This is a genomic window from uncultured Mobiluncus sp. (assembly GCF_947254095.1).
GTDB lineage: Bacteria > Actinomycetota > Actinomycetes > Actinomycetales > Actinomycetaceae > Mobiluncus.
This window is the reverse complement of record NZ_CAMYBV010000008.1, coordinates 56,885-78,869: the sequence shown is the minus strand read 5'-3', so window position 1 is coordinate 78,869 and position 21,985 is coordinate 56,885. Positions and strand designations below refer to the sequence as shown.

General features: G+C 57.2%; 19 protein-coding genes and 1 tRNA gene. 2 read left to right on the top strand and 18 right to left on the bottom strand.

All coding sequences use genetic code 11. The features are described 5' to 3' along the window. Positions 1-17 precede the first annotated feature (17 nt). The 7 genes from Q0X47_RS04285 to Q0X47_RS04255 all read right to left on the bottom strand — a co-directional run bounded on the left by Q0X47_RS04285 (position 18) and on the right by Q0X47_RS04255 (position 10,072). On the bottom strand, positions 18-1,454 hold the full coding sequence (locus Q0X47_RS04285; protein WP_297723247.1) for a sensor histidine kinase: 1,437 nt from the start codon (positions 1,452-1,454) through the stop codon (positions 18-20). Next, positions 1,447-4,008: a hypothetical protein gene (locus Q0X47_RS04280; protein WP_297723245.1), complete on the bottom strand. Its 2,562-nt coding sequence runs from the start codon at positions 4,006-4,008 to the stop codon at positions 1,447-1,449. Before Q0X47_RS04280 ends, Q0X47_RS04285 begins: the two co-directional genes overlap by 8 nt. Before the next feature lie 11 nt (positions 4,009-4,019). Then, on the bottom strand, positions 4,020-4,649 hold the full coding sequence (locus Q0X47_RS04275) for a response regulator transcription factor (protein ID WP_297723243.1): 630 nt from the start codon (positions 4,647-4,649) through the stop codon (positions 4,020-4,022). A 168-nt stretch (positions 4,650-4,817) separates the two neighbouring features. After that, entirely contained in the window at positions 4,818-6,281 is a 1,464-nt protein-coding gene (locus tag Q0X47_RS04270) for a cell wall-binding repeat-containing protein (protein WP_297723241.1), read from the bottom strand. A gap of 90 nt (positions 6,282-6,371) precedes the next feature. After that, positions 6,372-7,229 (bottom strand): phosphatase PAP2 family protein, encoded by an 858-nt coding sequence (locus Q0X47_RS04265; RefSeq protein WP_297723239.1) that lies wholly within the window; start codon positions 7,227-7,229, stop codon positions 6,372-6,374. Positions 7,230-7,394: 165 nt separating this feature from the next. Next, complete coding sequence (locus Q0X47_RS04260; protein ID WP_297723237.1) at positions 7,395-8,867, bottom strand: TPM domain-containing protein; 1,473 nt, start codon at positions 8,865-8,867, stop codon at positions 7,395-7,397. A gap of 11 nt (positions 8,868-8,878) precedes the next feature. Further along, the gene (locus tag Q0X47_RS04255; RefSeq protein ID WP_297723234.1) at positions 8,879-10,072 is read right to left on the bottom strand and encodes an ATP-binding protein; all 1,194 of its coding nucleotides are present in this window, start codon (positions 10,070-10,072) and stop codon (positions 8,879-8,881) included. 139 nt (positions 10,073-10,211) lie between these two features. Here Q0X47_RS04255 and ispF point away from each other — a divergent pair, with 139 nt between their 5' ends. Then, on the top strand, positions 10,212-10,697 hold the full coding sequence (ispF, locus tag Q0X47_RS04250) for a 2-C-methyl-D-erythritol 2,4-cyclodiphosphate synthase (protein ID WP_297723232.1): 486 nt from the start codon (positions 10,212-10,214) through the stop codon (positions 10,695-10,697). A gap of 67 nt (positions 10,698-10,764) precedes the next feature. Here ispF and Q0X47_RS04245 read toward each other — a convergent pair whose 3' ends face one another. The 7 genes from Q0X47_RS04245 to tmk all read right to left on the bottom strand — a co-directional run bounded on the left by Q0X47_RS04245 (position 10,765) and on the right by tmk (position 16,421). Next, positions 10,765-11,103, bottom strand: coding sequence for an Lsr2 family protein (locus Q0X47_RS04245; protein WP_297723230.1), 339 nt, complete (start codon positions 11,101-11,103; stop codon positions 10,765-10,767). 514 nt (positions 11,104-11,617) lie between these two features. Continuing rightward, a complete protein-coding gene (locus tag Q0X47_RS04240; protein ID WP_297723228.1) occupies positions 11,618-11,902 on the bottom strand; it encodes a HigA family addiction module antitoxin in 285 nt (94 codons plus the stop codon). Between the two features lie 12 nt (positions 11,903-11,914). Next, complete coding sequence (locus tag Q0X47_RS04235; RefSeq protein ID WP_297723225.1) at positions 11,915-12,196, bottom strand: type II toxin-antitoxin system RelE/ParE family toxin; 282 nt, start codon at positions 12,194-12,196, stop codon at positions 11,915-11,917. Between the two features lie 392 nt (positions 12,197-12,588). After that, a tRNA-Thr gene (locus Q0X47_RS04230) sits at positions 12,589-12,661 on the bottom strand. Between the two features lie 119 nt (positions 12,662-12,780). Then, the gene (locus Q0X47_RS04225) at positions 12,781-14,349 is read right to left on the bottom strand and encodes an alpha/beta hydrolase (protein ID WP_297723222.1); all 1,569 of its coding nucleotides are present in this window, start codon (positions 14,347-14,349) and stop codon (positions 12,781-12,783) included. A gap of 3 nt (positions 14,350-14,352) precedes the next feature. After that, positions 14,353-15,681, bottom strand: a complete 1,329-nt coding sequence (locus tag Q0X47_RS04220) for a DNA polymerase III subunit delta' (RefSeq protein ID WP_297723220.1) — start codon at positions 15,679-15,681, stop codon at positions 14,353-14,355. Positions 15,682-15,701: 20 nt separating this feature from the next. Beyond that, positions 15,702-16,421, bottom strand: coding sequence for a dTMP kinase (gene tmk, locus Q0X47_RS04215; RefSeq protein ID WP_297723218.1), 720 nt, complete (start codon positions 16,419-16,421; stop codon positions 15,702-15,704). An 81-nt stretch (positions 16,422-16,502) separates the two neighbouring features. On the opposite strand from tmk, the gene purD reads away from it, so the two are divergent. Further along, positions 16,503-17,765 (top strand): phosphoribosylamine--glycine ligase, encoded by a 1,263-nt coding sequence (gene purD / locus Q0X47_RS04210; protein ID WP_297723215.1) that lies wholly within the window; start codon positions 16,503-16,505, stop codon positions 17,763-17,765. A gap of 68 nt (positions 17,766-17,833) precedes the next feature. Here the strand turns inward: purD and fliW are convergent, their stop codons facing one another. From fliW to Q0X47_RS04190, 4 genes are all read right to left on the bottom strand, one after another. After that, the gene (gene fliW / locus Q0X47_RS04205) at positions 17,834-18,286 is read right to left on the bottom strand and encodes a flagellar assembly protein FliW (RefSeq protein ID WP_297723213.1); all 453 of its coding nucleotides are present in this window, start codon (positions 18,284-18,286) and stop codon (positions 17,834-17,836) included. Next, the gene (locus tag Q0X47_RS04200; RefSeq protein WP_297723211.1) at positions 18,283-19,266 is read right to left on the bottom strand and encodes a flagellin; all 984 of its coding nucleotides are present in this window, start codon (positions 19,264-19,266) and stop codon (positions 18,283-18,285) included. Before Q0X47_RS04200 ends, fliW begins: the two co-directional genes overlap by 4 nt. Positions 19,267-19,271: 5 nt before the next feature. Continuing rightward, complete coding sequence (locus tag Q0X47_RS04195) at positions 19,272-21,284, bottom strand: flagellar hook-associated protein FlgK (RefSeq protein WP_297723209.1); 2,013 nt, start codon at positions 21,282-21,284, stop codon at positions 19,272-19,274. 126 nt (positions 21,285-21,410) lie between these two features. Beyond that, on the bottom strand, positions 21,411-21,896 hold the full coding sequence (locus Q0X47_RS04190) for a flagellar protein FlgN (protein WP_297723207.1): 486 nt from the start codon (positions 21,894-21,896) through the stop codon (positions 21,411-21,413). Positions 21,897-21,985: the final 89 nt, after the last annotated feature.

Here is a 21,985-nt window from a genome sequence, read left to right as displayed (position 1 = left end):
GGGGAGACGATTCCTGCTCAGCGCGGCAGTCGGGCACGCAGGGTGAAACGCGGGGTGGTGAATACAGACAGGGAACCACCGAGGGCTTCGAGCCGAGATTCCAAGTTGCTCAGGCCGGTGCCGTAAGTCAGCGTGGTCTCCATAGTGCTGGGGTTCGAGACTTCCATCCAGAAGCTGGAGGCGTCCTGTCCCAGACGCACCTCCATTTCGCTGGAAGTCGTATGAATCAGCACATTCGTGATGGCTTCGCGCAGCACATCCGTAAACATCCGGGCTTTGTCGGCCTGGGGAGGAAGGTCGCCGGAAATATGCAGTTCCAGTTCAGCCGCCGAAGCTAAATCTTGCAGAGTTTCCAGCCAAATTTTGGGGGTGGCGGTGACGCGGTCCTGGCTCAGTTCGGAGGGCAGATCCTCCAGCAGACCCTGGAGGCGGCGCAGGCGTTCATCGTCCGACACTTCGTCCTCCAAGAACCGGTGAACGAAAGAAATCCGCTGGGAAAGCGTGTCGTGAATGGTCGACCGGGTCGATAAAATTAGCCGACGCGACAGGGCCTCATCGAGCCGCGAAGTCTCACTGACCAGGCGTTTTTGGCGGGCCTGCAGGGCATCAATCTCTGCTGAAAGCCGGTAACTGAGCGTCATGTAGTCACTAACATCGACAGCTAGCAGTTGAATCCAAGATCGCCGGCCGTCTCGAATCCGGCTATGGGTCAGCACCCAGGTTCGCCCATCGGGTTCCGTGATTCGCAGCCGGGAGGTTCCGTCGTCGTTTTCTTCCCAGCAGTTCGGGGAATCACTGCCCGCTTGGTGGTTTTTTGTCTCAAACCTGAATTGACATAGTTGGCGTTCCAACGTCCCGATGTTCGTCAACGACGTCAACCCCAGACGCCCCAAAAGTCCCTCCATAGCAACGTTGGCAAACTTGCTGCGGCCCCGGAAGTTCGCGAACGCTACCCCGTGTTCCAGCCGGTCCAAAGCCCCTTTGACACTGAAAGGACTGAGGACGCGGTGCAGCAGCTGCCAGTCTCGCCACACTTGGACGCACAGCCAAGAGGTCGTTAGTGCTCCGGAAATGAGCAGCACCCAAACACCTCCGGCAGCGACGAAAGGAGGCAACGCCGGGGTCAGCGTCACCAGCAGCGGGGCCTCGGCATAGCGGTAGTTCGTTCCCATCGTCGCCGCTCCCAGCACCAAGCAAACCACCACAAACCACCCAAAGTTACGGTCTTGGAGCAGGAAAATCCCGGTCTGAGAATGGATAAAAACGGTGGCGAACGCCCACATATAGAACGCCAGCAAAATCTCCACGCTAATCAGGAACACCGTGGCTAAACGTCGCCGATGAATGAGCCATTGACCCATCGTGAGCAGGCACGCCGCCAATAAACCAATACCCATCAGAACGGTAGCGGCTCCCATCTGGACGGGGGTGAGACTATAGAGCTGGTCACTCATACGCCGCCTCCGGTGCCAAAGCAGGTTCACCAGCGCCGATAATCATGTTCAGGTGACAGGTGTCGTCCTCAACAAACATTTCGACTTGAGCGCGTGGCCAGGTCAAGAGCGGATCGAGCAGGGGAAGGTCCTGCTCGGGCAGGTCAATAATCAAGTTTAGCCAGGCTGTATTACCGTCTGGGGCGACCTCGAAGTTCACGAACACGGCCACCTCTGAAGCCCCAATGAGCTGGTTAAAGGTGCGGTGCAAGCCCTCCAAACACCACAACGCCACCTGGAGCTGCACAGTGCCGGTGGTCGGACCATGCAAGCCGGCCACAGCTCCTGCGAAAGAAAAATCGGTACAGGATTGGCTCATGAATGTTGTCAGGGCGTTCACCGAAACGGTTTCTTTCTCAAAGTTCTGCAAAGTCAGCAGGCCCGCGCGTTTGGCATAACCCAAGTCCATCTTGATGTTGCGCAAAATATCGGAGCGTTCGCTTTCGTTCAGCGATACGTTGAGCCGAGCGGTATTGGCTTGAATCCGGCCCAGGGACGCGTTCATCAAGTCATCGAGCCGGTCAAAGAGGACGGGGGCATCGGCCGATTCCTCCATGTTTAACGTGGCTTCGTATTCGGCGCGCAGAATTTCGGTTTGGTGAGTCTCGCGGACGCGCAGTGCCGCCAAAGCCCGCTCCAAATCCTGCACCGCGGTGACGTCTGTTTCCCAAAGGACGTGGCCGCCGTCCACGGGACGGGTTTGGCAGTACACGGTTCGGTTCGGCTGTACCGAAGTGTCTGTGACCAGCACCGGTACCTGACTGTCCCGCAGCTGCTGACGAGTGTCCTGGTCCAGGTTGAGGGGCTGGGACGTGCGGTAATGGGGGAGCCAATCCCGGTTGACAATTTCGATGGGAATCTGGGATTTTTCAAAGAACCGCAGATAGCCGCGGTTTTGCCCAATCGCCCCGATAAAGAACAGAATCTCCCACGCCAACACAAAAATCACGCAATACATTTGGACGGTTTCGGTGGCGCGAACCAGCGGGATTCGCATCGTGTACGCCACGGAATAGAACAACACCGCGAGGAACAATACCCCGATTCCCGCCACCAGACGCAACCAATGTCCCTTCAGTGACCACGAACCGGCGTATATGACCGCCGCGAAAACCAGCAGCGCCGCCGCGTAATACAGGTAGTATCCCGGACCGTAGCTGTAATCCACCCCGGACTGCCCGGTGCCAAAGCGCAGCACCAGGTGGTGTAAGTCGTTGGTGAATACCAGCAGGATCAGGGCTGTGCCGACCCCGATAATCCAGGTGCGCAAGAAACGGTAACCCGGCGGGTGCCCGCGGCTGGAGTGGGCCATGACGAAGAACAAGATTGCGCAGGTCGTATAAATCGGGACGTAATAGTAGTACCAGGTGTAACGCTCGAAAACCCCGAGGGAGGCGTGTTTGATAATCCGCGCCATAATCCACAGGGCGAGTATTCCCGCTTGTGCCAGCACTGCCCAGCGCACATAGGTGAAAGTTGCTGTCCAAAATCGCCACCCTGCCCAAAAACTTAGGAAACACAGCAGGGCGATGAATCCTCCCAGTTCGTAGGCTTCGTTGGTGTTTTCCCATCCCCAAGATCCGCCGTAGGTGTCGTTGTAGAGGCTGGCATCCCAGACAAATTCCTCGTAATTGTCCAGATGGGTTACCGTTTCGGCGTGGATTTGTTCCCGAAAAGTCGGGTTTGTTGAGGGGTAGTCTACGGGGTTGAAAAAACCGGGGGGTACCGCCGCCAGCGGCAAAGTTCCGTTGATGCTGTTGGGGTTGCGTTGCCAGATGCCGATTTGTGCGGTGAGCGTGGGGGCGGGGGCGTAGTGGACTGAGCGACCCACGGAGGATTGAGCCGCACGCCGATCCGTGGTTAAGCAAAACCAGCCGCGGCGAAGCGCCTGTTCCAAATCTTGCGAGGAGGTTCCGGTCTGGAGCCTGCCCTGGCGGTTGATTTTATCCAGTAGTCGTTTTGCTTGAGCTGCGGAAAAATCTTGCGTTTCCTCAGAGTCGTGGCGCAAAGCTAGGGCGCTCATCAGTTCCAGCCGGGAAACTCCTTGATCGAGATAGACAGTTTTGGTGCTGTCGGATAGTTGCTGGAAATCGGTGATGGACTTGACTTTTGTGGCGCGCGAGGCCAGTACAATCGATTCGGGATAAAGTTTCGTGAACCGCCCCTCCGGTTCGGATTTCTGTGCCGAATTAGCCATGACTTCACTGGTGATCACGTAAGCGGGCCCCGAACGCAGCAGCTTCAGTAGTGACCACTCGCTGTGGGGCTCGACCTTGATTCCATTTCGTTGGTAATAGTCCGTCAGACGTTGTTCAAAACTCGTAGGAACCGCCATGGTGTATTCGGTTTGAAAGGAAATCGTGCGCAGTGGGGCAAAAATCAAAACCACCGCAATTAATCCCAAGGCGAGCGCAACGCCCAGATGCGCCAGCCAGTCGTGTACCCAGGTGGGTCCTACCGAAACGACAGAAGGTGAACTGGGGAACCTATTGCGCGGATAGGGTGAGGCAGACATGAAATCCCGATTCAGCCACAGTCCGCGTCATTGTCTTGGACTACGATGTAGCCGCTAGAAACCGCCCACAACGCGAGGCGTGCCACGGAAGAAAAGCCGCTTTTCGCCAGCAGCTGGGTGATGTAGGACTTGATGGTGTTTTCGCTCAAATACATCTTTTTCGCGATTTCCTTGCGCGCATAACCTGCGCACACCAAGCGCAGCACCTGCATCTCGCGCTGGTTCAACTCGTTGGCGCCAAAACTGGGCAGGGCTGGGGCACCGGGGAAACTAGAGTCCCCCTGCATGGTCGAACGCAGCACAGCCAGCAAATCAGGGGTGGAAATGGTTTTGTACACGAAAGAATCGACCCCGGCCTCTTGGGCTTCCTGTACAAAAGCCGCATCCGGCATGGCAGTAAAGATGACGACCTTGAGGTTGGGGTGATCCCGCTTGAGTTTGGCCGATTCGCTGAGGCCAGAAGAATTTTCCGTCACCACGTCCATCAGCACCAGGTCGACGGGGTGAATCCGCACCGAAGCGTGAATCGCGGCGGCATCCGTCAGTTTGTCGACAACGGTAAAATCGTCCTCGGCAGCAATCGCGGACGCGAGGGAATCCAACAGGATAGTCTGATCCTCCACAATGGTTATCCGGGTCAATAGCCTTTCCCCTTCCGATTTTCCTGTTTGTGGCCGGAGCGGAGTCCTGCCGTGCGTTGTTTGCAAATTTTATCAGGGCGTCCTTGGGAATTGGCTCAAATTGCCGCGAAAGGTGGTGGGGAGTCAACGAGATTCCCCACCACCAACGCTTTCGCTACGGTGCTAGTTTCAGCTGACCGGCAGCGCGACTTCCGGCTTGTCGCCGATATTATCCGCTACGGAAAGCTGCTTGACCACTTGCCCACCGGAAAGCAGTTCAAACAAGGGGTAAGAAGAATTGTCCACCACGCGGAAACCCCAGTCTCCATTGCCGCCCCACAGGTAGGACACGTAGGGTTGGCTCGGATTTGCGGGGTTGTAAACCACGAGGAACACCATCGTTCCGTCCACATCGCTGACATAGACGATGGCATCGGGGAAACCGTCAGAGAAATAGTCTCCACGGTGTTGAATGCTGATGTGTGTTCCCGTCGGCTTTTGCCAGCAGGCGTTTTCAGCGTTCGGCATTTGTTCCATCAGGCCCACAGATTCCGCCGCGTTCCAACTCGCGGTAGTGCAGGCCTGATCGGTGCCGAGGGGGTACAGCAGCCCCTGGACCAGGGAATTGGTGATGCCAGCAGTTTCACCGCAGGCGGCAATTTGTGCGGTGCTATCGGGAACCACGCCGCGTCCGCCGACCACCGTGATGCCGTCCGCGTTCATCATCCGTGCCCATTCATTGATTCCCGAACCATTCGGCGGGGTCAACAGGATGACCCCATCGTTGAAGGCTCCGGCCACCATGGCATCTTTCAAAGCGTGACCGCTGGCCAGATAGATGTGGTGGACCGGGCGGGTTTGCGCCACCCAATTCGCAATAGCTCGGGACGTTTCGTAACGATTCATGCCGCTGAGGCGATTCAGCTGTAAGCCCCCGGCCAGGACATTTGCCTCGGCAGCGGACACTACTCCCTCGCCGCCGAGAATAACTACGCCCTGACTGGGGTGCATTTTCTGGATTTTCGCGGCTGCGGCTTGCAGGCTCGCGGGGTTCGTGAAGGTCAAGATGGGTCCGTCACGGACCACGGAAGCGGCTACGGCGTCGGGTGAACCGGCCCCCGCGTTGCGGGTGACATAGACATGGGTCGGTTGGCCGTGGACTTTTACCCAGCGATCGGCGATAGCGGAGGCGGTGGCGTTGCGGTCAGGGCCTTGCAGTCGGGAGCTAGAGATGCCGTGTTCGTCGAAAAATGTTTCTGCCAGTTGCTCGACTGCCCCGTAGCCGCCAAGTATCGTCACATTTTGATATTTTGCCAGAGTTTCGAGGTTCCAGCTCTTCCCGTCGGTGAGGAGGATGGGTCCCACGCCCAAGGCGCCGCCGGGCAGCGCGTCGACGGGGTTGCGTGAGGAAGCCACCAGGAAGTGGGGTGAACCCGTCGGGTAGGCGCGATTGGCCACTAGGTCGGAAGTCTCTATGGCGTTCGCCCCACCCAGGCGATCCCAGGCGATACAGCTGTTAGTGGCGTAGGTATCTCCGGTGTCGACGCCTTGCGCCGCGGGTACCAACAAACCGGCGACAGCTAACGCCGCCACCGCGAATCCTGCCCCGGCCCGACTGAACCGAGAGGGGAAACTTGGGAAAGAAATAATCATGGTTACCTCCTGATAGAACAGACCCCCTCAGGCTATCGGTGCGCCGCGTGCCAGTAACCACCCAAAAGGGTGAAATCGTCTCGGTCAGGTTTAATGGCGGGCTTGTGTGTTTACCATCGCCAGGACCAGGCCGGCTAGGCCGATGATGGTGAGGATGGAGGCGCCCGCGGTCAATAGGCCCAGCGGGGTTAGGGCTGCGGCATGCAGGGCGGCCTCGGAAAGGGGAATGTCGGTTGTCCGCAGCCAGACCACGCCTATCCCGATAGCCCCGATGAGGGTGGCGGCCAGGGAAACCAACAGGGTAACGCGATGGGTGTGTCCGAAACGTCGGTCGGTGGCTTCCCGGGGAGTTAGCACCAAGCCCCAAGCGGTGGCAATGAGAATGGCGGTGAGTACATCGGAGAGGCGGTGCCACTGGTTGAGCATCACGGCGATACCAACAAAACTGGTGGTGAGCCAGCCGATAAACACGGCTACGGAACGCCACTTGGGTACGACGACCATGACGATTCCAATCGCTGCCGTCATCGCTACCGTAGTGTGTCCGCTGGGCAGTGAGTTTGCCAAGCCTTGATAGTCCACGCCCAAGGCGGGGCGGTGGATAATCCAGTGTTTCAGGACCTGGGTGGTCAGGTTCGCGCCCGCCACCAAAATGAGCACACGAATTCCCAGTTCGCGCCGTTTTCGGGCGGCGGCAATCAAAAATACCACCCCGGTCAGCGCGATGAGAGCCCCCATAGAAATTGTGTCCAGTGCCGCCGTGTCGGCTCCGAACAGGAACGGCTTGCCGCGGCTGACCGCAAATCGGGTCAGGCCGTCGAAGTTTTGCCCCTTGACGGTAGTGAGGGACTGCTGGGCGATAATCGCGGCGAGGATTGCGCAGACCACAGCCGCAACCAGCCGAAAAAACTGGTTACGGGTTAGTCGCGGCGCCGAAACCTCACTCACGTGTCAATCTTAGGTCGGTTATTCAGGGGGTTGCCAGCGCGGTGCGTGTCGTGCCTGTTCACAAGTGGGGTCCACGGGCGGGTGTGGCGGTTGCCGGTGGGCCGCAGCACCACCGGACCCGTAACATCGCTGGGTACGCCACGCCACCGGCCTTGGGCCGTGAACTTAGAACTTACCGCCCCCGGAACTAAACGACGTACCCCCGGAACTGAACGAGCCGCCACTGAAATCGGAACTGTCGCTGCTCTTGGGACGCGCGACTTGGGTCGTGTATTCATTCACAAAGACATCGTTAGAGCCCGTAATCTGGTCCGAACCAGGCACGACGTAATATTTCGCTCCCGATTGCAGCTGCGCCGTATCGTGCTTTTTCCTGATTCGGCGCATCACCAGGGTGCCGGCACCACCACCGAGGGCTGCCGCCCCGGCGGCACCGGCAGCGGTGGACTCCGGGGTCATGGGGTGAGGAAGTGGATGACTCTCGCTGTAGGGTGTCCCGGCTTTCCATTGTTCCAGGTAATCCGCCACTTGGGCCAGGTAGACCTCCATACCGTCGTTCCACTTGTCATCGCCCAAGGGCTGTTTGACGTGGTAATAGAGCTTTTCGATGCCATAGACGGTGAAGGCCTTTTCACCGTCCCCGTGACCCATGAACCACAAATCGCGCGAGGTGGGGTTGATTACCATGAGTACCCCGTTGGCGTCCTTTTCCCCCAAGCCAAGCTGGTTGGCGTTGTAGTAGTTCGCTGCCCACTGTTCCGGGGTTTGATTACTGAAATCGTCCACTGTCACGATATAGGGCGCAATCCCGTACTTCTCAGCCAGGGCGGTCATTTGTTTTTCCCAGCCGGCAATCTTTGATTTGCTAAACACCCCGGAGTGGTCGCGGATGAAAGGTGCCGCGGATTTCGCGTCCGGCTGTCCGCCCACGTAAGGCACCTGTCCCTCATCAGGGAATTTGATGATGTCGCCGAATTCGGTCTGAGTCAGTTCCGCGGAGTCAGCCGGTTCGTCGCTGGCTGCCGGGGTTTCTGGCTCCTCCGGGGGCGGAGTCTGGTCGGTCGGCTGTGACGCCGCCGCGGGGCTACCCGCCCTTTCCAGAGGATGCTTGTTCAGATAATCAGCGAAAGTCATGAAGAAACTGTCGGCACGCTTGGAATACGTGTTTTCCGCGGATTTATACTTTTTCAGCAACTGTTCCCAGTCCGCGTCAGAAATCGCGTCGGAGGTTTGCCCGTCAGCGGTGGTGTAGTTCACGTCTCCGGTCAGCAAAATGACGGAGTCAAGCGAAATATTGTGGGTCTTTGCGTAATCGTCGAGCCAGGCTTCGGGGTCGTCTTCCATAGCCGGATCGGTGGTAGAAATGTAGATAATACGGTGACCGGAAGTCTGCCAGACCGCTTTCGCAATGTTTCTCAACCTGGCCTCTTGGTCGGCATCCAAATAATCCCCGTCGTCATAGATAAACTCAGGGTTGGACGTTTCACCCCGCACCACCCCGCGCTCCGGGGGCGACACGGAAAACGCGACCGGGCTGACTTCTGCGCCCGCCGCCTCGGGCAGGCCAAAACCAACCGCCGGAGCCAACGCCACCGCTAGTGCGCCAGCGGAAAAAAGGATTTTCTTACGCATATTCATGATTTCTAACCTCAATCGAAAAACAACGGCATCAGGAACGGAATAAAGATGGCGCCAAAAATGATGGCAATGGGGATGGCAATCCCTATCAGGCCGGTCCAGTACTTGCGCTCGGATACCGGGAACGTACCCACGAACTTGCCGGTTTGCCCGTTCATCGCATAGTTGTAGTTTTTGCCTTGGAAATCGACATTCATCAGCCACATCGGCAGGAACACGTATTCGAGTTCCCCGAAAGCCGGTTGGATGGAGGTGTTGATTGTCGAGACAGTGTCGTAGCCGCTGATGGAGTTCCGCAGCACTTCCTCGGTGGAGTCTTTCATGCGTTCCAAAGCGCGGGGGTTGGCGTCTTGCGCTTCCACGTCATATTTGTTGGTCATGAAGCCTGTCAGGTAGGCGGGGGAAAACGCGACCGACTTGGTGTAGTCAAAAGGTTCGATGGATTCCGTGAGCTTATCGGTGACTTTCGTGGTGCCCGCCACCGGCACGTCCAGGAAAGCAACGTTGGCGCTGCGGTACACCTGATATTCCCGATGTTCGGTGTATTCGTATTCCGAATCGGTCCAGGTGCGGATGTTTTCGCAACTAAAGGTGCCTTCGCCCGCGACCGTTGCGTCATACAGCCAGTAAGGCACGTAAACGCCTTGGATATCGTCCACGCTGACCTGTTTAAACTCTCTGGGAATGAGTTTCAGCCCCTTCATGTTGGCTTTGAAAGCCTCCAAGGCCTGTTCTTTGGTCATCGCAAAAGGAATCATCCGGTCGGGGACGCGGGTGCTGGTCAGCTGTCCGGTCGCCACGAAGTTGTTGTTGCACCAGGGGCATCGGGCGCTGACCATGTCGGGCGAACCAATGATTTCCCCACCGCAGGAATTACATTGGAACTGAGCCATTTGCTGTCCGGTCGCTTCGTCCAGATAGGTGGGCGGGGGCTCGACCCAGCCGGGTTGTCCCTCGGCAGGAGTGGTGGAAATCTGCGTTTCCGGGTTCGCAGCGGTTCCTGCCCCACCGGCGGCGCCAAAAGTCTCCGCCTGTTGCGCGTGCGCGGCATCGAGTTCCGCGTTGGCTTGGGAGATACCATTGAACTGGTTTACCTCCTCGACTGTGAATGAAGCCCCGCAAAAGCTGCACTTCATCTTGCCGCTGGGCACATCAAAATTAATGGGAGCACCGCAGGACGGACATTTTAGCTGCACATCGCTCACGATTGGCTGGCCTCCTTAGCTTGTATCCGCTGGGAATGAGCAAAAAATTCGCCACTATCCCCAGATTAAAATGCTGGTCAGGGGAATACACCACCCAAAAGGGTTAAATACCACCAACATTCCAATTAGGATTTTATTCATGGATTTCCGAGTTGGCCAAGGTTTTGACGCGCATCGTTTTGCTGCCCGTGAGCCGGTGGCGGGCCGCCCGCTCAAGGTGGGGACCCTGTCTTTTCCTGCCCACGCGCCGCTGGAGGGGCATTCGGACGGAGACGTAGCCGCCCACGCTTTGGCTGATGCCCTGCTCTCAGCCGCCGGGTTGGGCGACTTGGGCACCAACTTTGGGGTGTCTCGTCCGGAGTTTGCCGGAGCCGGTGGGGAAGTGTTTTTGAGCGCGGCGATGCAGATGTTGCACGAGGCCGGTTGGGCGGTAATCAATGCCAGCGTGACCGTTATCGGTCAGGAGCCGCGGCTCGGCCCGCGTTACGCCGAAGCGGAGGCGGCGTTGGGAAACATTCTGGGGGCACCGGTGTCGTTTTCGGCCACGACGACTGATCGCATGGGATTTACGGGGAATTGCGAAGGACTGGCCGCCCTGGCAATTTGTTTATTGCGTCGTGAATAACGTTTCGTCGCAATAGGCCGGACGGCCAGTCCTTACATATTATGAAGTTCTCGGGGTGGAATAGCCCTTAGTTATCGCCGGTGGCGGCGCGGTATTGGTCGATGAGTTGTTGCGGAACGCGACCGCGGTCGTTGACCGGGATTCCCTTTTCACCAGCCCAAGCGCGCACGCGGCGGTTGAGTTCACGAACCTCGTTGTTTACTGGCGTGGCAGTTCCGCGGCGACGGCGACCGGAAACTTTACGTCCGGCCTTAATCCAGCGCGCCAGGCTGTCGCGCAGTTCCTTGGCGTGGGTTTCATTTAAATCAATTTCATAGTTGACATTGTCCAAACCAAAAGTGACTGTCTCGGCTGCGTCCGAGCCGTCAATATCGTCAATCAGGATAGTTTTTACTTTCTTGGCCATGATGGCGCCCTCCAAAAGTATGAGTGAATGAATAGCTCTATATTAGACATCGAAGAATAAATAATTCAACCCCGCGGCGGTAACGAATCTTCAGAACGAGGGGTTTGATGCGTTAAGGTTGTCTGGCGTAATTGGAGACCAAATTAACGGTTAACCCCAGGTAGCTTGCCGTTATTATTATGAAAATACAATTCGGCTATTAGGTTTTATTAACCACGAAAGAGGATTGTCGGACGAGCTTGACTTACCGGCCTGGAAAGAAGCAAAAGCAGAGTATACAGCCGGTTTTGAAACAATTGCTTGCGCTGAGATTGCGCAGGAATATCCCTAGTGCGCAGAAACTGGAATTGTTCTAAGCGCACAGATATACAGCTATCGGAAATAAACTCCACGTCAGCCGAGGACCTGCCGAGACTCATGCCACGAATCAACCCCACCCACGCAGGAAAGCCAGTATCTTTGCTTGTACATATCGGAACGCAAACAGCATATCGGCCTCACAACGACATGACGACTAGAGCGCGACTAGCGGCTCTACGCTGGGGGTCTCTTTACTGCGAGCCTGAGCAAGTTCATAGGCGGTCTGCATATCCAGCCACAGACGGGCATTGCCGATTCCCGCGAGCTCAAGGCGTAAAGCCAGATTAGGGGTTAGCGCCGCTTTCCCATTTAAGACGCGCGAAAGCGTAACTCGAGACACCCCCAACTTACGACTGGCGTCACTGACTGAAATGCCAAGTTCATTCAAGAAATCCTCACGGATTACCGCTCCGGGATACACCGGATTTTTCATACTCATTTTTCATCCTCCTCAGTGGTAGTCAAGGTAATCAACAAGTTCCACATCTTCACCCGCGAATCGGAAAATCAATCGCCAGTTCCCACTGACTCGAAGCGACCAATAACCCGCGAAAGATCCTGTCAGTTTGTGCGCACGATATCCCGGAAAAGTTAGCAGTGGTGCTGGACTATGCACCTGATCCAACACCGAAAGCATCCGTGCAAGTTTGTCAGCGTGCTCGGGATTCATACCCGATTTCACCCCAGATTCATAAAACCGCTGCAATCCCGCGTGTTTAAAACTGACAATCACCTTTTAAGTGTATCGCATAACTTTACAGCTCGAAAGGGGTAAACCTACGGCATGACTTAGCTCACAAAATTCACTCAGCTCACCCGCGAATCTCTGCAAATCATTATCCAAAGATGGCGACCCATCCTTGGTGGAATCGTAGAAGTTATCATGAAATGATTCTGCACGTCAGCAAGGTTTAGAGGGCATTTCGTTGCGGTTCTACAAGCACTTCATTGCGGTTCTACAGTACTTGCGCTGCGGTTTTACAACGGTAAGAGGTGCCTCTCTGGGTGTGGGCATATCTACGTGTAACGACCAGTGCAGTTAGCTAGACGTTAATTGATCGTTAATTGCCGCGCCTGATTATTCTTTAGCATGAGCTTTCGTTGGAATACCAACGAAAGACGCGGAGCCGCCTGAGAGAATCGAACTCTCGACCTATTCATTACGAGTGAATCGCTCTGCCGACTGAGCTAAGGCGGCGGTGCGCAAAATGCGCGGGTTCTATTTTAGCCTGAAAAACGGGCTGTTCCAAACTGTGGCAGGCAGGTGGCAGGCCGGTAACAGACCCCGCTACCGGTACCAGCGCGCCGCGGGCGCGTCTAATCCAGTCGGCAGGTTTCGCTGTTCGTGGCCGCGATTTTGCCCGAAACCAGGTAAGTGTCGGTGATGGTTTTGACGCAGCCCGGTGCATAGGAGTTGTATGCTGTGTGATTCCAGCCTTGCACGGTCAACAGTTTGGAATGGTCCATCATCTGGCGGGTGTGCTGAGCCATTTTCAGCGGAGTGGCCGGGTCACCGGTGGTTCCAATCAGCAGGATATCTTCCTCCAACTGGGGATTGACCTCGCGTTTCGCCGTGGTTTTTGCTTTAACCGGCCAGTTTTCCGCGCCGAGGGAACTGTACGTGAAAAATTCCCCGATGGTGGGATAATCCGCCTCCATCTTTGCCGCGTCAGCTTTCCATTGCGCCATGTCGCCGACCGGCTCATAGTCCAGTGAGTTGATAACCATGAAAGCGTCGGAGGAGTTGTTTTGATACGTGCCGTCCGCGTTGCGTTCGTTGTAAAAATCGGCACTGTTCAGAAGGCCGGTGCCGTCAGATTCGTTTAGGGCTTGGGACAGGGCCGGCAACAGCTGCTGCCACCAGGAGGCGGTGTTGTACATATTGCCAATCAGACCGGTGAAGGCTTGGGGGGCGGTCAGTTCGCGGCCTCTCTTGGCAGGCATAGGGTTGGTTTTCAGGGAATCCAGCAGGGATTTGATCTGAGACATTCCCGAATCCACGTCTCCGTGCAGCGGACATTGTTTGGCGTGCTTTTGCTGGCATTGCGTCACGAATTCCCGCAGGGAGGCTTCAAATCCGCTGGCTTGCAGAGTCGAAACCTGGTTCATGTCCAAGGACGGGTCAAGCACTCCGTCTAGCACCATGCGTCCCACCCGGGACGGAAAAAGGTCCGCGTAAATCGCACCCAGGTAAGTACCGTAAGAAAATCCCAGGTAGTACAGCCTTTCATCGCCGAGCGCGGCCCGCATAATATCCATATCACGGGCGGTGTTTTCCGTGCTGGCAAAACGGGTCATCTGCGGGGAATTCTTTAGGCACTTTTCCCCCAGGGCTTTATAGTCGGCGATATCTGCCGCTCGTCCGGCTTCGGTAGAGAGGTCGTAATAGGTCGAGTTATCCTCATCAAGTTCCTGGTCAGTGCGGCATTTGATGGCAGGCTGCGAAGCTCCGACTCCGCGGGGGTCAAATCCCAGCACGTCATAGTAGTTTCGCACCGTGTCGCTAAAGAAATAGGCCACGTTTTCGGGTTTCATGTTTTCCAGTCCGGAGCCGCCGGGCCCGCCGGGGTTCATAATGAGCGTCCCGATACGTGTCTCACGATTGGCAGTGTTCAAGCGTTTCATCGCGATTTTGGCGTGTTCGCCCTGGGGGTTGTCATAGTCGAGGGGCACTTCCAGCATGGCGCACTCGAAGTCGCCTCCGCAGTTCTTCCACTGCAGGTCTTGAGCGTAATACTCGGCGAGTTTAGGTTGGTCCACAGTTTGGGTGGGACTGGGCGGTTTGGAGGGCTGTGCCACGGGTTTTTCCGGGGCGCAGCCAGCTAACCCCACCAGCGCCAGTCCCACGGCAGCCACAATCCCGAAACCTGTTGTCAGCTTGTTCATTCTCTACCTTCCGTTCGCCTTACATTTTGCCCTATTCCGGTCCGCCAGTTCCACACAAAGGGCCTCGATGTCCAGGGTGGTGTTGCCGTTCCCCATCAGGCGGCGCCTAGCCCTGCGAATCGCCTCTAAACGGGCTGTAGTTTCGGCTAGGGACTGCGGTCCGGTCCCGACTCGAGCTACGTAAGCATCGACCAGCTCACCAGCAGGTCTCGACAGATTGATTCGCGGCTGGGCGGACCCCGCTTGTGCCAACAAAACGTCGCGGTAAAAGCCCGAAATGTCGCCCAAAACCCGATCCCAAGTATCGAAGCTGGCGCGCCGGGCCCGCCGGTGCGCATCGGTCTCGCTGAGCTTGGCTCCCCGCAGAGCTGACTTCACATCTCGGGGCAGTCGGGAATCGGGTGTTTCAGCCGCCACGCCGAAAGCCTCCAGGACTTTCGCGCGTTCCTCCCGGTCGTTGGCGCCGCGCAGAGCCTCGGCTTGTTTGTCTACCAGTTTCACCAGGGCGGCCGCCGTCCACATCGCCTCGGCGCTGGAGTTCATTTGCGAAATCATCCGGAGCACCCCCAGCCGTTCAGAGCGCAGCTGCGGGTCATAAGCCAGCGCTCGGGCCCGTCCCACGTGCGATTCGGCGGCGGCAGCGACTTCAGCCGCTAATTCGGGGCTGATGGAGGCATCTTGACGAACCAGCAGCTCCGCCACCGCGGCGGGGCTGGGCAGGGTGAGCTGCACGAGGCGGGTGCGCGAGCGAACGGTCGAAAGCACGTCGGCGGCGCTGGGGGCGCACAGCACCCACACGGTACGCTCGGGTGGTTCTTCAATGGATTTCAGCAGCAGGTTGGAGCTGTATTCACTCATGCGGTCGTAATCTTCGATGATGATGATGTTCCACTCTCCACGGACAGGCCGCCGGTAAGCCTGTTGGACCAGGGCTTTCACATCATCAAACTTGATCTCGACCATTTCGGTGGTCATCACGCTGACATCGGCATGGGTGCCTTGGCGCACGTCTCGGCAGGCCGGGCAGATTCCGCAACCGGGATTGTCCGGATCCTCACATTCCAAGGCGGCCGCGAAGGCTTTGGCGGCGGTGGAGCGCCCCGAGCCAGGCGGGCCGACCACCAGCCAGGAATGTGTCATCGCCGCGAGGTTCATGCCGGCGTCCGTCTGCGCAGCTGGCGCGGCGTTTTCCGGCGCGGCCATAAGGTCAGCAGGGCGGTTTTGGGCCGCGATAAGGTCCCGGGCGGCTGCGGCCGCTTGGGAGAACTGAGAGATGGCTCGGGTCTGACCGGCTACCTCAGCCCATACACCGCCGCTGGGGTTGATACTCATGTTCACCGTGACTTTCCGGCTCACCACGACTTGATGACCGGCAGCATCTGAGCTAGGCGCAGTCGCACCTGAGTGGCGATTTCCTCTACCGGCAGGCTCGCGTCAACGACCAGCCAAGTGTCCTGTCCCTCGCTCATCCGCAGGAAATCCTCCCGAACCCGCTTTTGAAAGTCGAGCCCGGCGCGTTCCATCCGATCCGGGCTGCCCAGGGATGTGTCGGCAGCCTGGCGAGCCGCCGCCGTCTCGGGGTCCAGGTCTAGCAGTACCGTCAGGTTTGGCACCAATCCCCCCGTAGCCCACATGGACAAATCGCGGATTTCTCGGGCTCCGAGCTCCCGCCCGTGCCCCTGATAGGCGATGGAGGAAGCCAGATAGCGGTCAGTAATCACGACTTTGCCGTCGTTAATAGCGGGAATAATGAGCTTGTGCACGTGCTGGGCACGGTCAGCGGCAAACAGCAGCGCCTCGGCACGAGCCGACACATCCCCCGCGTCCAGCAGCAGTTGGCGCAGAGCCACCCCTAGGTCGGTCCCGCCGGGCTCGCGCGTCTCGATGACATCCCATCCCTGTTGGCGAACCCACGACGCAGCCCGCGCAATTTGGGTGGTCTTGCCCACCCCGTCGCAGCCTTCAAAAGCCACAAATAGACCCTGGGTGGGGCGAACCTCCACCACTCGGCCAAAATCAACGTTGGTTTGCGGGCGAAACTCGCCCATCCCGAGCGCTTCTGTAAACGACATACCAATATCCTAACAGCCGCCCCGAAGGCAAAATTTTGTTCCCTATTATTGACAAGTCTAAAAAGCTATTAAACTGAGATTATGAAGGTTTTACTTTTGGGAAGCGGCGGGCGCGAACACGCGCTGGCCAGGGCTATTGCCAAATCAACACTGTTGGACAAGTTATGGATTGCTCCCGGTAATCCCGGCACCGCTGTCCTCGGAGAAAACGTCAGATGTGCCATCGACGAACCGGCGCAGGTGTTGGAACTGGCGCGGTCTTTGCACCCTGATTTGGTGGTGGTCGGACCGGAAGCCCCCCTGGTCAAAGGGGTCGCTGATGTCCTGCGGGAGGCGGGGTACAAAGTTTTTGGTCCCGGACGTCTGGCCGCCCGCCTGGAGGGCTCCAAAGCGTTCGCGAAAACGATTATGCGCCAAGCTCGGGTCGCTACCGCCGCTTCGGTAGCCTGCCGTACTCTGGACGAGGCTCGGGATGCTTTGCAGCGTTTCGGGGCTCCTTACGTGGTCAAGCAAGACGGCCTAGCCGCCGGGAAAGGCGTGGTGGTGACGTCTGACTTTGACACCGCCGTGGCTCACGCCGCCGCCTGCATTGAAGCGATGGCGAATCCCCACGAACCCGCGGTCGTTATCGAAGAATTCTTGGACGGGCCAGAAGCCTCGGTGTTCTGCATCTGTGATGGTCACGACGTGGTTGCTCTGCCCGCTGCCCAGGATTACAAACGTGCTTACGACCACAATGAGGGGCCCAACACGGGCGGCATGGGTGCCTACTCGCCGCTGCCATGGGCTCCGGAGGATCTGGCGCGGCGCACTGCCCAGGAAATCGCTGTCCCGGTGTGTAATGTGCTGGCTAACCAGGGCTGCGACTTTATCGGTTTGCTTTATGTGGGTCTGGCTCTGACCTCGCGCGGGCCGCGGGTGGTCGAGTTCAACGTCCGGTTTGGGGATCCGGAAACGCAGTCGGTGCTGGAACGCCTGGATACAGATTTGCTGGCGCTGCTGGCAGCGGCAGCCGATGGTAACCTGGCGGCGGCCCCACAGCTCAAGGTCAGCGATGAGGCCGTGGTGAACGTGGTGCTGGCCGCCTCCGGTTATCCGCAGGCACCTGTGAAGGGCGGTGTCGTCACCGGTCTGGACACCGTGAGCCAGGTACCGGGGGTACACATTATTCACGCGGGCACGAAAGTCAACGATGCTGGTCAACTGATTGCCAACGGGGGACGGGTGCTGTCAGTAGTCGCGCGGGGAAGTGACTTGAACGAAGCCCGGCAGCGTGCCTACCAAGCCATGCAAAGTATCGCTCTAGAGAACTCGCACTACCGCACGGACATAGCTAAGTTCTAAAAACAACCCCAGCGCCGCGGCTCGTGCCGGGGCGCTGAAAGGTCATCTTGGTACCGAAGAACTGAAATTTAGGATTCCTTGGGGTCCCCGATGGGTGCCTGTAACGGCCAGTCCTGATCCTCTAACACGACCTGCAGGGCATTCATGTTCTCTGGGTTGATAACCAGGGGTGCCAGCAGGTTTGCCGTGTGGGGATAGGACCCCGTCGCGGGGTGGACAATGACGAGAATGAAAGGTTCCTCGCCCTTGTTCAAGCCAACGCGATCCCGCGCTGAGGAGGGAATCATCGGGGTGTAGCCGTCAAAGAAGGCAATCGGCGGAACCGCAAAGAGGCGAACATTGGGGTCAATAACAGACTTCAAAGTCCATAGAACCCCGGTCTCGTCCACTGCGGTCAGGCTGAAATCCAGGTGGCTTTCCAGGCCCGGCATGGGCCGAACCATCCGGATTTTGAGCATCGGAAAATCCTCGCCGTCGCCGGCGGTTTCAGTGTTTTCGGTAACTTCGTCGTTAGTGCTCATCGTAAGTAGTCTAGCAAACTTGGTTGCACGACACGCTGAGTTGAGCTAAGTGAAGCTTGGTAAGCCATATTCGCCAGGGACATTTCAATCGTGGCGGCTTGAATATCGACGTTTTCGACATCCGAAAGCTGCTTTTTGACGGCTTGCAGGTCCCCAACAATGTTGTCTTGAGCCTCGATAACTTGCTTGTGGCGTGCCCCTAGCGTGGACATGCCTTCATACAAATCTTGGGCCTTCTTGTCGAGCTGGTTCTGGATAGCCAGAAGTTTGTCGGCATTCTCGCCTTCCAGAGTTCCGGTACGCAGAATTTTGGCTGCTTCCGTCAAAAGGTTCATGGCGGAGGGATTGTTGGAAGTGTCGATAGTGGTGGCTGGGGTGCCGGTCCACTTGATAGTACCGGTGCCAAAAATCTGGTTTCCGTCCATATTCGCCGGCAGTGTCGTGTTGGCGTTGATGCGACGATTGACGGGCTTAGCGGTCACTTCGTCTGTCTCGGTGGGCAGGAAAATCCGGTTTCCATCTTTGTCCACACCGGGGCGGAACACACTGCCTTTGTCTGAGTTTCCAGCGAAAACTGTGCGCCCCAGGTAGGTGGCATTGGTCTGAGACATGATGGCTTGAGCCTGCTGTTCCAGGTCTGCGGCGAGAGCCCGCAGCGAGGTGGGTCCGTTAGCCGAGTTCACGGAATGAATCAGGGTGGTCTTGGCCTTGCGGTACATATCTGACACGGAAAGCATGGCGGAATCCGCTGTTTGCATCCAGGAAGCGGCGTCGTCAATGTTGCGCTGGTATTGTTCAGCCGCGGACAGCTCCTTACGCAGGCGCATCGAGGAAACGGACGAGGCCGGGTCGTCAGAGGCGAACTTCATGCGTTTACCAGAGGACATCTGCTCATTGACGTCGGCCAAGCGAGCGAAATTTCGCTGCACGGATGCCAAAGAGGAACTAGCCATCATCGAGGTTGTCATGCGGGTAATCATGCCACTCACCTACCTAAGTTGATAAGGGTCTCCAGCATCTGGTTCACAGTGCTGGTGATTCTGGCCGCGCCCGCATAGGCGTGCTGGCCGCGAATCAGGTTCATTACTTCTTCGTTCATGTCCACACTGGACTGGCTCTTTTGCTGTTGCTCCGCAATCTGGCGCGTCTGTTCTGCCAAGTTGTATTTGTCGGAGGCTCCCGAGGCATGTACCCCGATGTCCACCACGGACTTACCCCATTCGTTGAGGGCTGAAGTGGGCGCGTCCTGCTGGCCTCCCAGTCTCAAAGCGACCGAACCGTCATAGATACCAGCCTTCTCTACACCGGCGGCGATGGCCTGCGGGTCAGTAATCGCGACTTGGAGGCGCATCGCGGCGGGCAGTTTGTTGTCGGTGGCGGCAAACTTAAAGAAGTCTCCGCCGTCTTCCTTCACGTTTTCGTACACGATGGCAGAGCCTTTATTGTTCTTTTCGAGTTCTGCCACCTTGTCTTGCACGGCCCGGTCGAAAAGCTCGTCAGTCTTGTAGTCGCTGCGCTTTAGCTTGGTGCCGGTGTCAGTCATGCGGTTCGGGTTCTTCACGAAACTACCCGAACCGGGGGGGTCTTCAATAGTTTCGGGCGCGGACAAGTCCACTTTGTAGAACTTGGTTTCCTTGGTCACCAGGGTCTTGGTGTTGTTTGTCCCGCCTTGAGCCACGTCGTTGGCGTGGATGGCGTTGACTTCCGTGGCGATATTCGTGGCCACGTCGTTATAGAGTTTGCCGGCTTCTGCCCAAGAGCCGCCCTTGCCGATGGTTCCGGACACTCCGGGAATCTCGGCCGGTCGTAAGTTTTGGGCTATACCGCCGATGACTCCTTCTTTAATAGCGATTTCATGTCCGCCAATGTCCCAGGTCAAGCGCACGGGACCTTCATCGCGATGAAAATCGCCCAGAGCAAACTCCTGATCGGTGCCAGGGACTTTCTTGCCATGATCCTCCATGTCATAAAAGGCTACGTATTTGTGGCCAACTTTCGACGGATCGGGGGCGTCCGTAGTGGTATATACGCTCACCTTTGCCTGGTATTTCTGGATTTCAATCCCGTTGTGGGTGAATTTATCGTCCAAGCTCCTTCCGCTTCCGCCGGCAGTAAGGGCGTCGACAGATTTTTGGTACATCTCGCGCGGAGCCGCATCGATTCCCGGCATATCGTAGGAGCCGGAAACCACAAAATGGTTCGCATAGTCCTTGCCGACCAGAGAGTTACCGGACAGCATAATTTCAATCGTGCCATCTTCGTAAGCAGTCCCAATCATGGACGGGTGCGGGGCATTTTCTTTCGTGTAAATTGCCTTCGACTTTCGCACGGTGGCCCCAGTCAGCTCCGAAATATGCAGGGCGAGCTTGTCACGTTCATCAATCAGGTGGTTGACGTTTTGGCCCATCAAGGTACCCCTGCGAATCCTGTCGTTGAGGTTTACCACGGAATCCATAGTGGCATTCAAGTCAGAAACATGGGCTTCCAGTTCGTGCCTGGCGTTCTTCCACTGGTCGGCGATATGAGTGTACCCGGTCTGAATCTGGGTCACGAGCGCTTGGGCGTTACCAATGGCGGTCGAGCGCGCCCCACGGTTGTCCGAAGAATTGTTGACGTCTCCCCAAGACTTGTAAAAGTTTCGTAGTGAGTTGGACACAGACATCTTGCCCAACTCGTCCATAGACGCTTCAATCGCGTTCCAGGATTTGGAAACCTGTTTTGTGGAAGCGGCACGGCCGGTCTCCAAACGGAGTTTCGCGTCGAGAAAGAAGTCACCCAAACGACTTTCCCCGGTAACCTCTACGCCGCCGCCCTGGGGTACTGATCCAGCCCAGATAGAAGGTTCGGAACCGATGCCAAGAGCTTTTTGGTCAACTCGCTGGCGCGTGTATCCGGGGGTGTTCATGTTGTTTATGTTCTGCCCGGAAACCTCGATGAGACGTTGGGCTGCATAAAGACCGGTCAATCCGGCGTTCAGCGAAGAAAACGTTGAACCCATCGGAGTGTCCTTTCTCTAGCCTGTGTGCTTACTCAATCTTTGTGACGCCTCTCGCGCCCACGTTTAAGCTCATCGGCTTGAAAGGGTCGGATATGAGAGTTTTTCTAAAACCCCGTGGCCTTGTTCTTACATTGAGGTGTCAAGCATGGTGGATTCACCTGTTCCGGAAGCGTGGATTCCGCCGTCCTCACCGTAGGTTTCTTCCGCCCCTTGCATACTCATCAGGGTTTCCTGGGTGGCGCGCTGCAGAGAGGCCAGGACTTCCTGGTTCGCCTGGGACATATCGGCAATTTCAGAAGTCAGGGAGATGAGGGCTTCGCGGTGCTGGTGTAGCAGGGTCTTCCACGGCTCATCGGCCGCCTCGGCGATCTCTTTCAGGGATGCCTCGGGGGGCAGTCCCAAGTCGACCGCCACGGCTTCAGATTCCATGGAGCGCTCCAGTTCCATCGTCTGAGCCTGCGCAATGACGGCTTCCAGCTCACGGGTGGCACGCGGCAGCCACCGGGACGAGGCGGTGGCGGTAATCAAACGTTCTTCCTCCAGCTTGAACAGCATGACCTCCAGAGTTTCGCGTTGTTTCCACAGCTGGCGTGATAATGCGTCCAATGACATAGCGTTCTCCTCCTCAGTCAGCACAATCGTCAATGCTTGACCGGTCTTTAGCTAAACTTACCCGCAAAATTGCCAATCTCTCAATCCTG

Excerpts from the sequence above, each read along its gene's own strand:
- Q0X47_RS04285 (WP_297723247.1), bottom strand. The coding sequence starts at position 1,454 with ATGAGTGACCAGCTCTATAGTCTCACCCCCGTCCAGATGGGAGCCGCT.
- Q0X47_RS04280 (WP_297723245.1), bottom strand. The coding sequence starts at position 4,008 with ATGTCTGCCTCACCCTATCCGCGCAATAGGTTCCCCAGTTCACCTTCT.
- Q0X47_RS04270 (WP_297723241.1), bottom strand. The coding sequence starts at position 6,281 with ATGATTATTTCTTTCCCAAGTTTCCCCTCTCGGTTCAGTCGGGCCGGG.
- Q0X47_RS04260 (WP_297723237.1), bottom strand. The coding sequence starts at position 8,867 with ATGAATATGCGTAAGAAAATCCTTTTTTCCGCTGGCGCACTAGCGGTG.
- ispF (WP_297723232.1), top strand. The coding sequence starts at position 10,212 with ATGGATTTCCGAGTTGGCCAAGGTTTTGACGCGCATCGTTTTGCTGCC.
- Q0X47_RS04245 (WP_297723230.1), bottom strand. The coding sequence starts at position 11,103 with ATGGCCAAGAAAGTAAAAACTATCCTGATTGACGATATTGACGGCTCG.
- Q0X47_RS04240 (WP_297723228.1), bottom strand. The coding sequence starts at position 11,902 with ATGAGTATGAAAAATCCGGTGTATCCCGGAGCGGTAATCCGTGAGGAT.
- Q0X47_RS04225 (WP_297723222.1), bottom strand. The coding sequence starts at position 14,349 with ATGAACAAGCTGACAACAGGTTTCGGGATTGTGGCTGCCGTGGGACTG.
- Q0X47_RS04220 (WP_297723220.1), bottom strand. The coding sequence starts at position 15,681 with ATGAGTATCAACCCCAGCGGCGGTGTATGGGCTGAGGTAGCCGGTCAG.
- tmk (WP_297723218.1), bottom strand. The coding sequence starts at position 16,421 with ATGTCGTTTACAGAAGCGCTCGGGATGGGCGAGTTTCGCCCGCAAACC.
- purD (WP_297723215.1), top strand. The coding sequence starts at position 16,503 with ATGAAGGTTTTACTTTTGGGAAGCGGCGGGCGCGAACACGCGCTGGCC.
- fliW (WP_297723213.1), bottom strand. The coding sequence starts at position 18,286 with ATGAGCACTAACGACGAAGTTACCGAAAACACTGAAACCGCCGGCGAC.
- Q0X47_RS04200 (WP_297723211.1), bottom strand. The coding sequence starts at position 19,266 with ATGATTACCCGCATGACAACCTCGATGATGGCTAGTTCCTCTTTGGCA.
- Q0X47_RS04195 (WP_297723209.1), bottom strand. The coding sequence starts at position 21,284 with ATGGGTTCAACGTTTTCTTCGCTGAACGCCGGATTGACCGGTCTTTAT.
- Q0X47_RS04190 (WP_297723207.1), bottom strand. The coding sequence starts at position 21,896 with ATGTCATTGGACGCATTATCACGCCAGCTGTGGAAACAACGCGAAACT.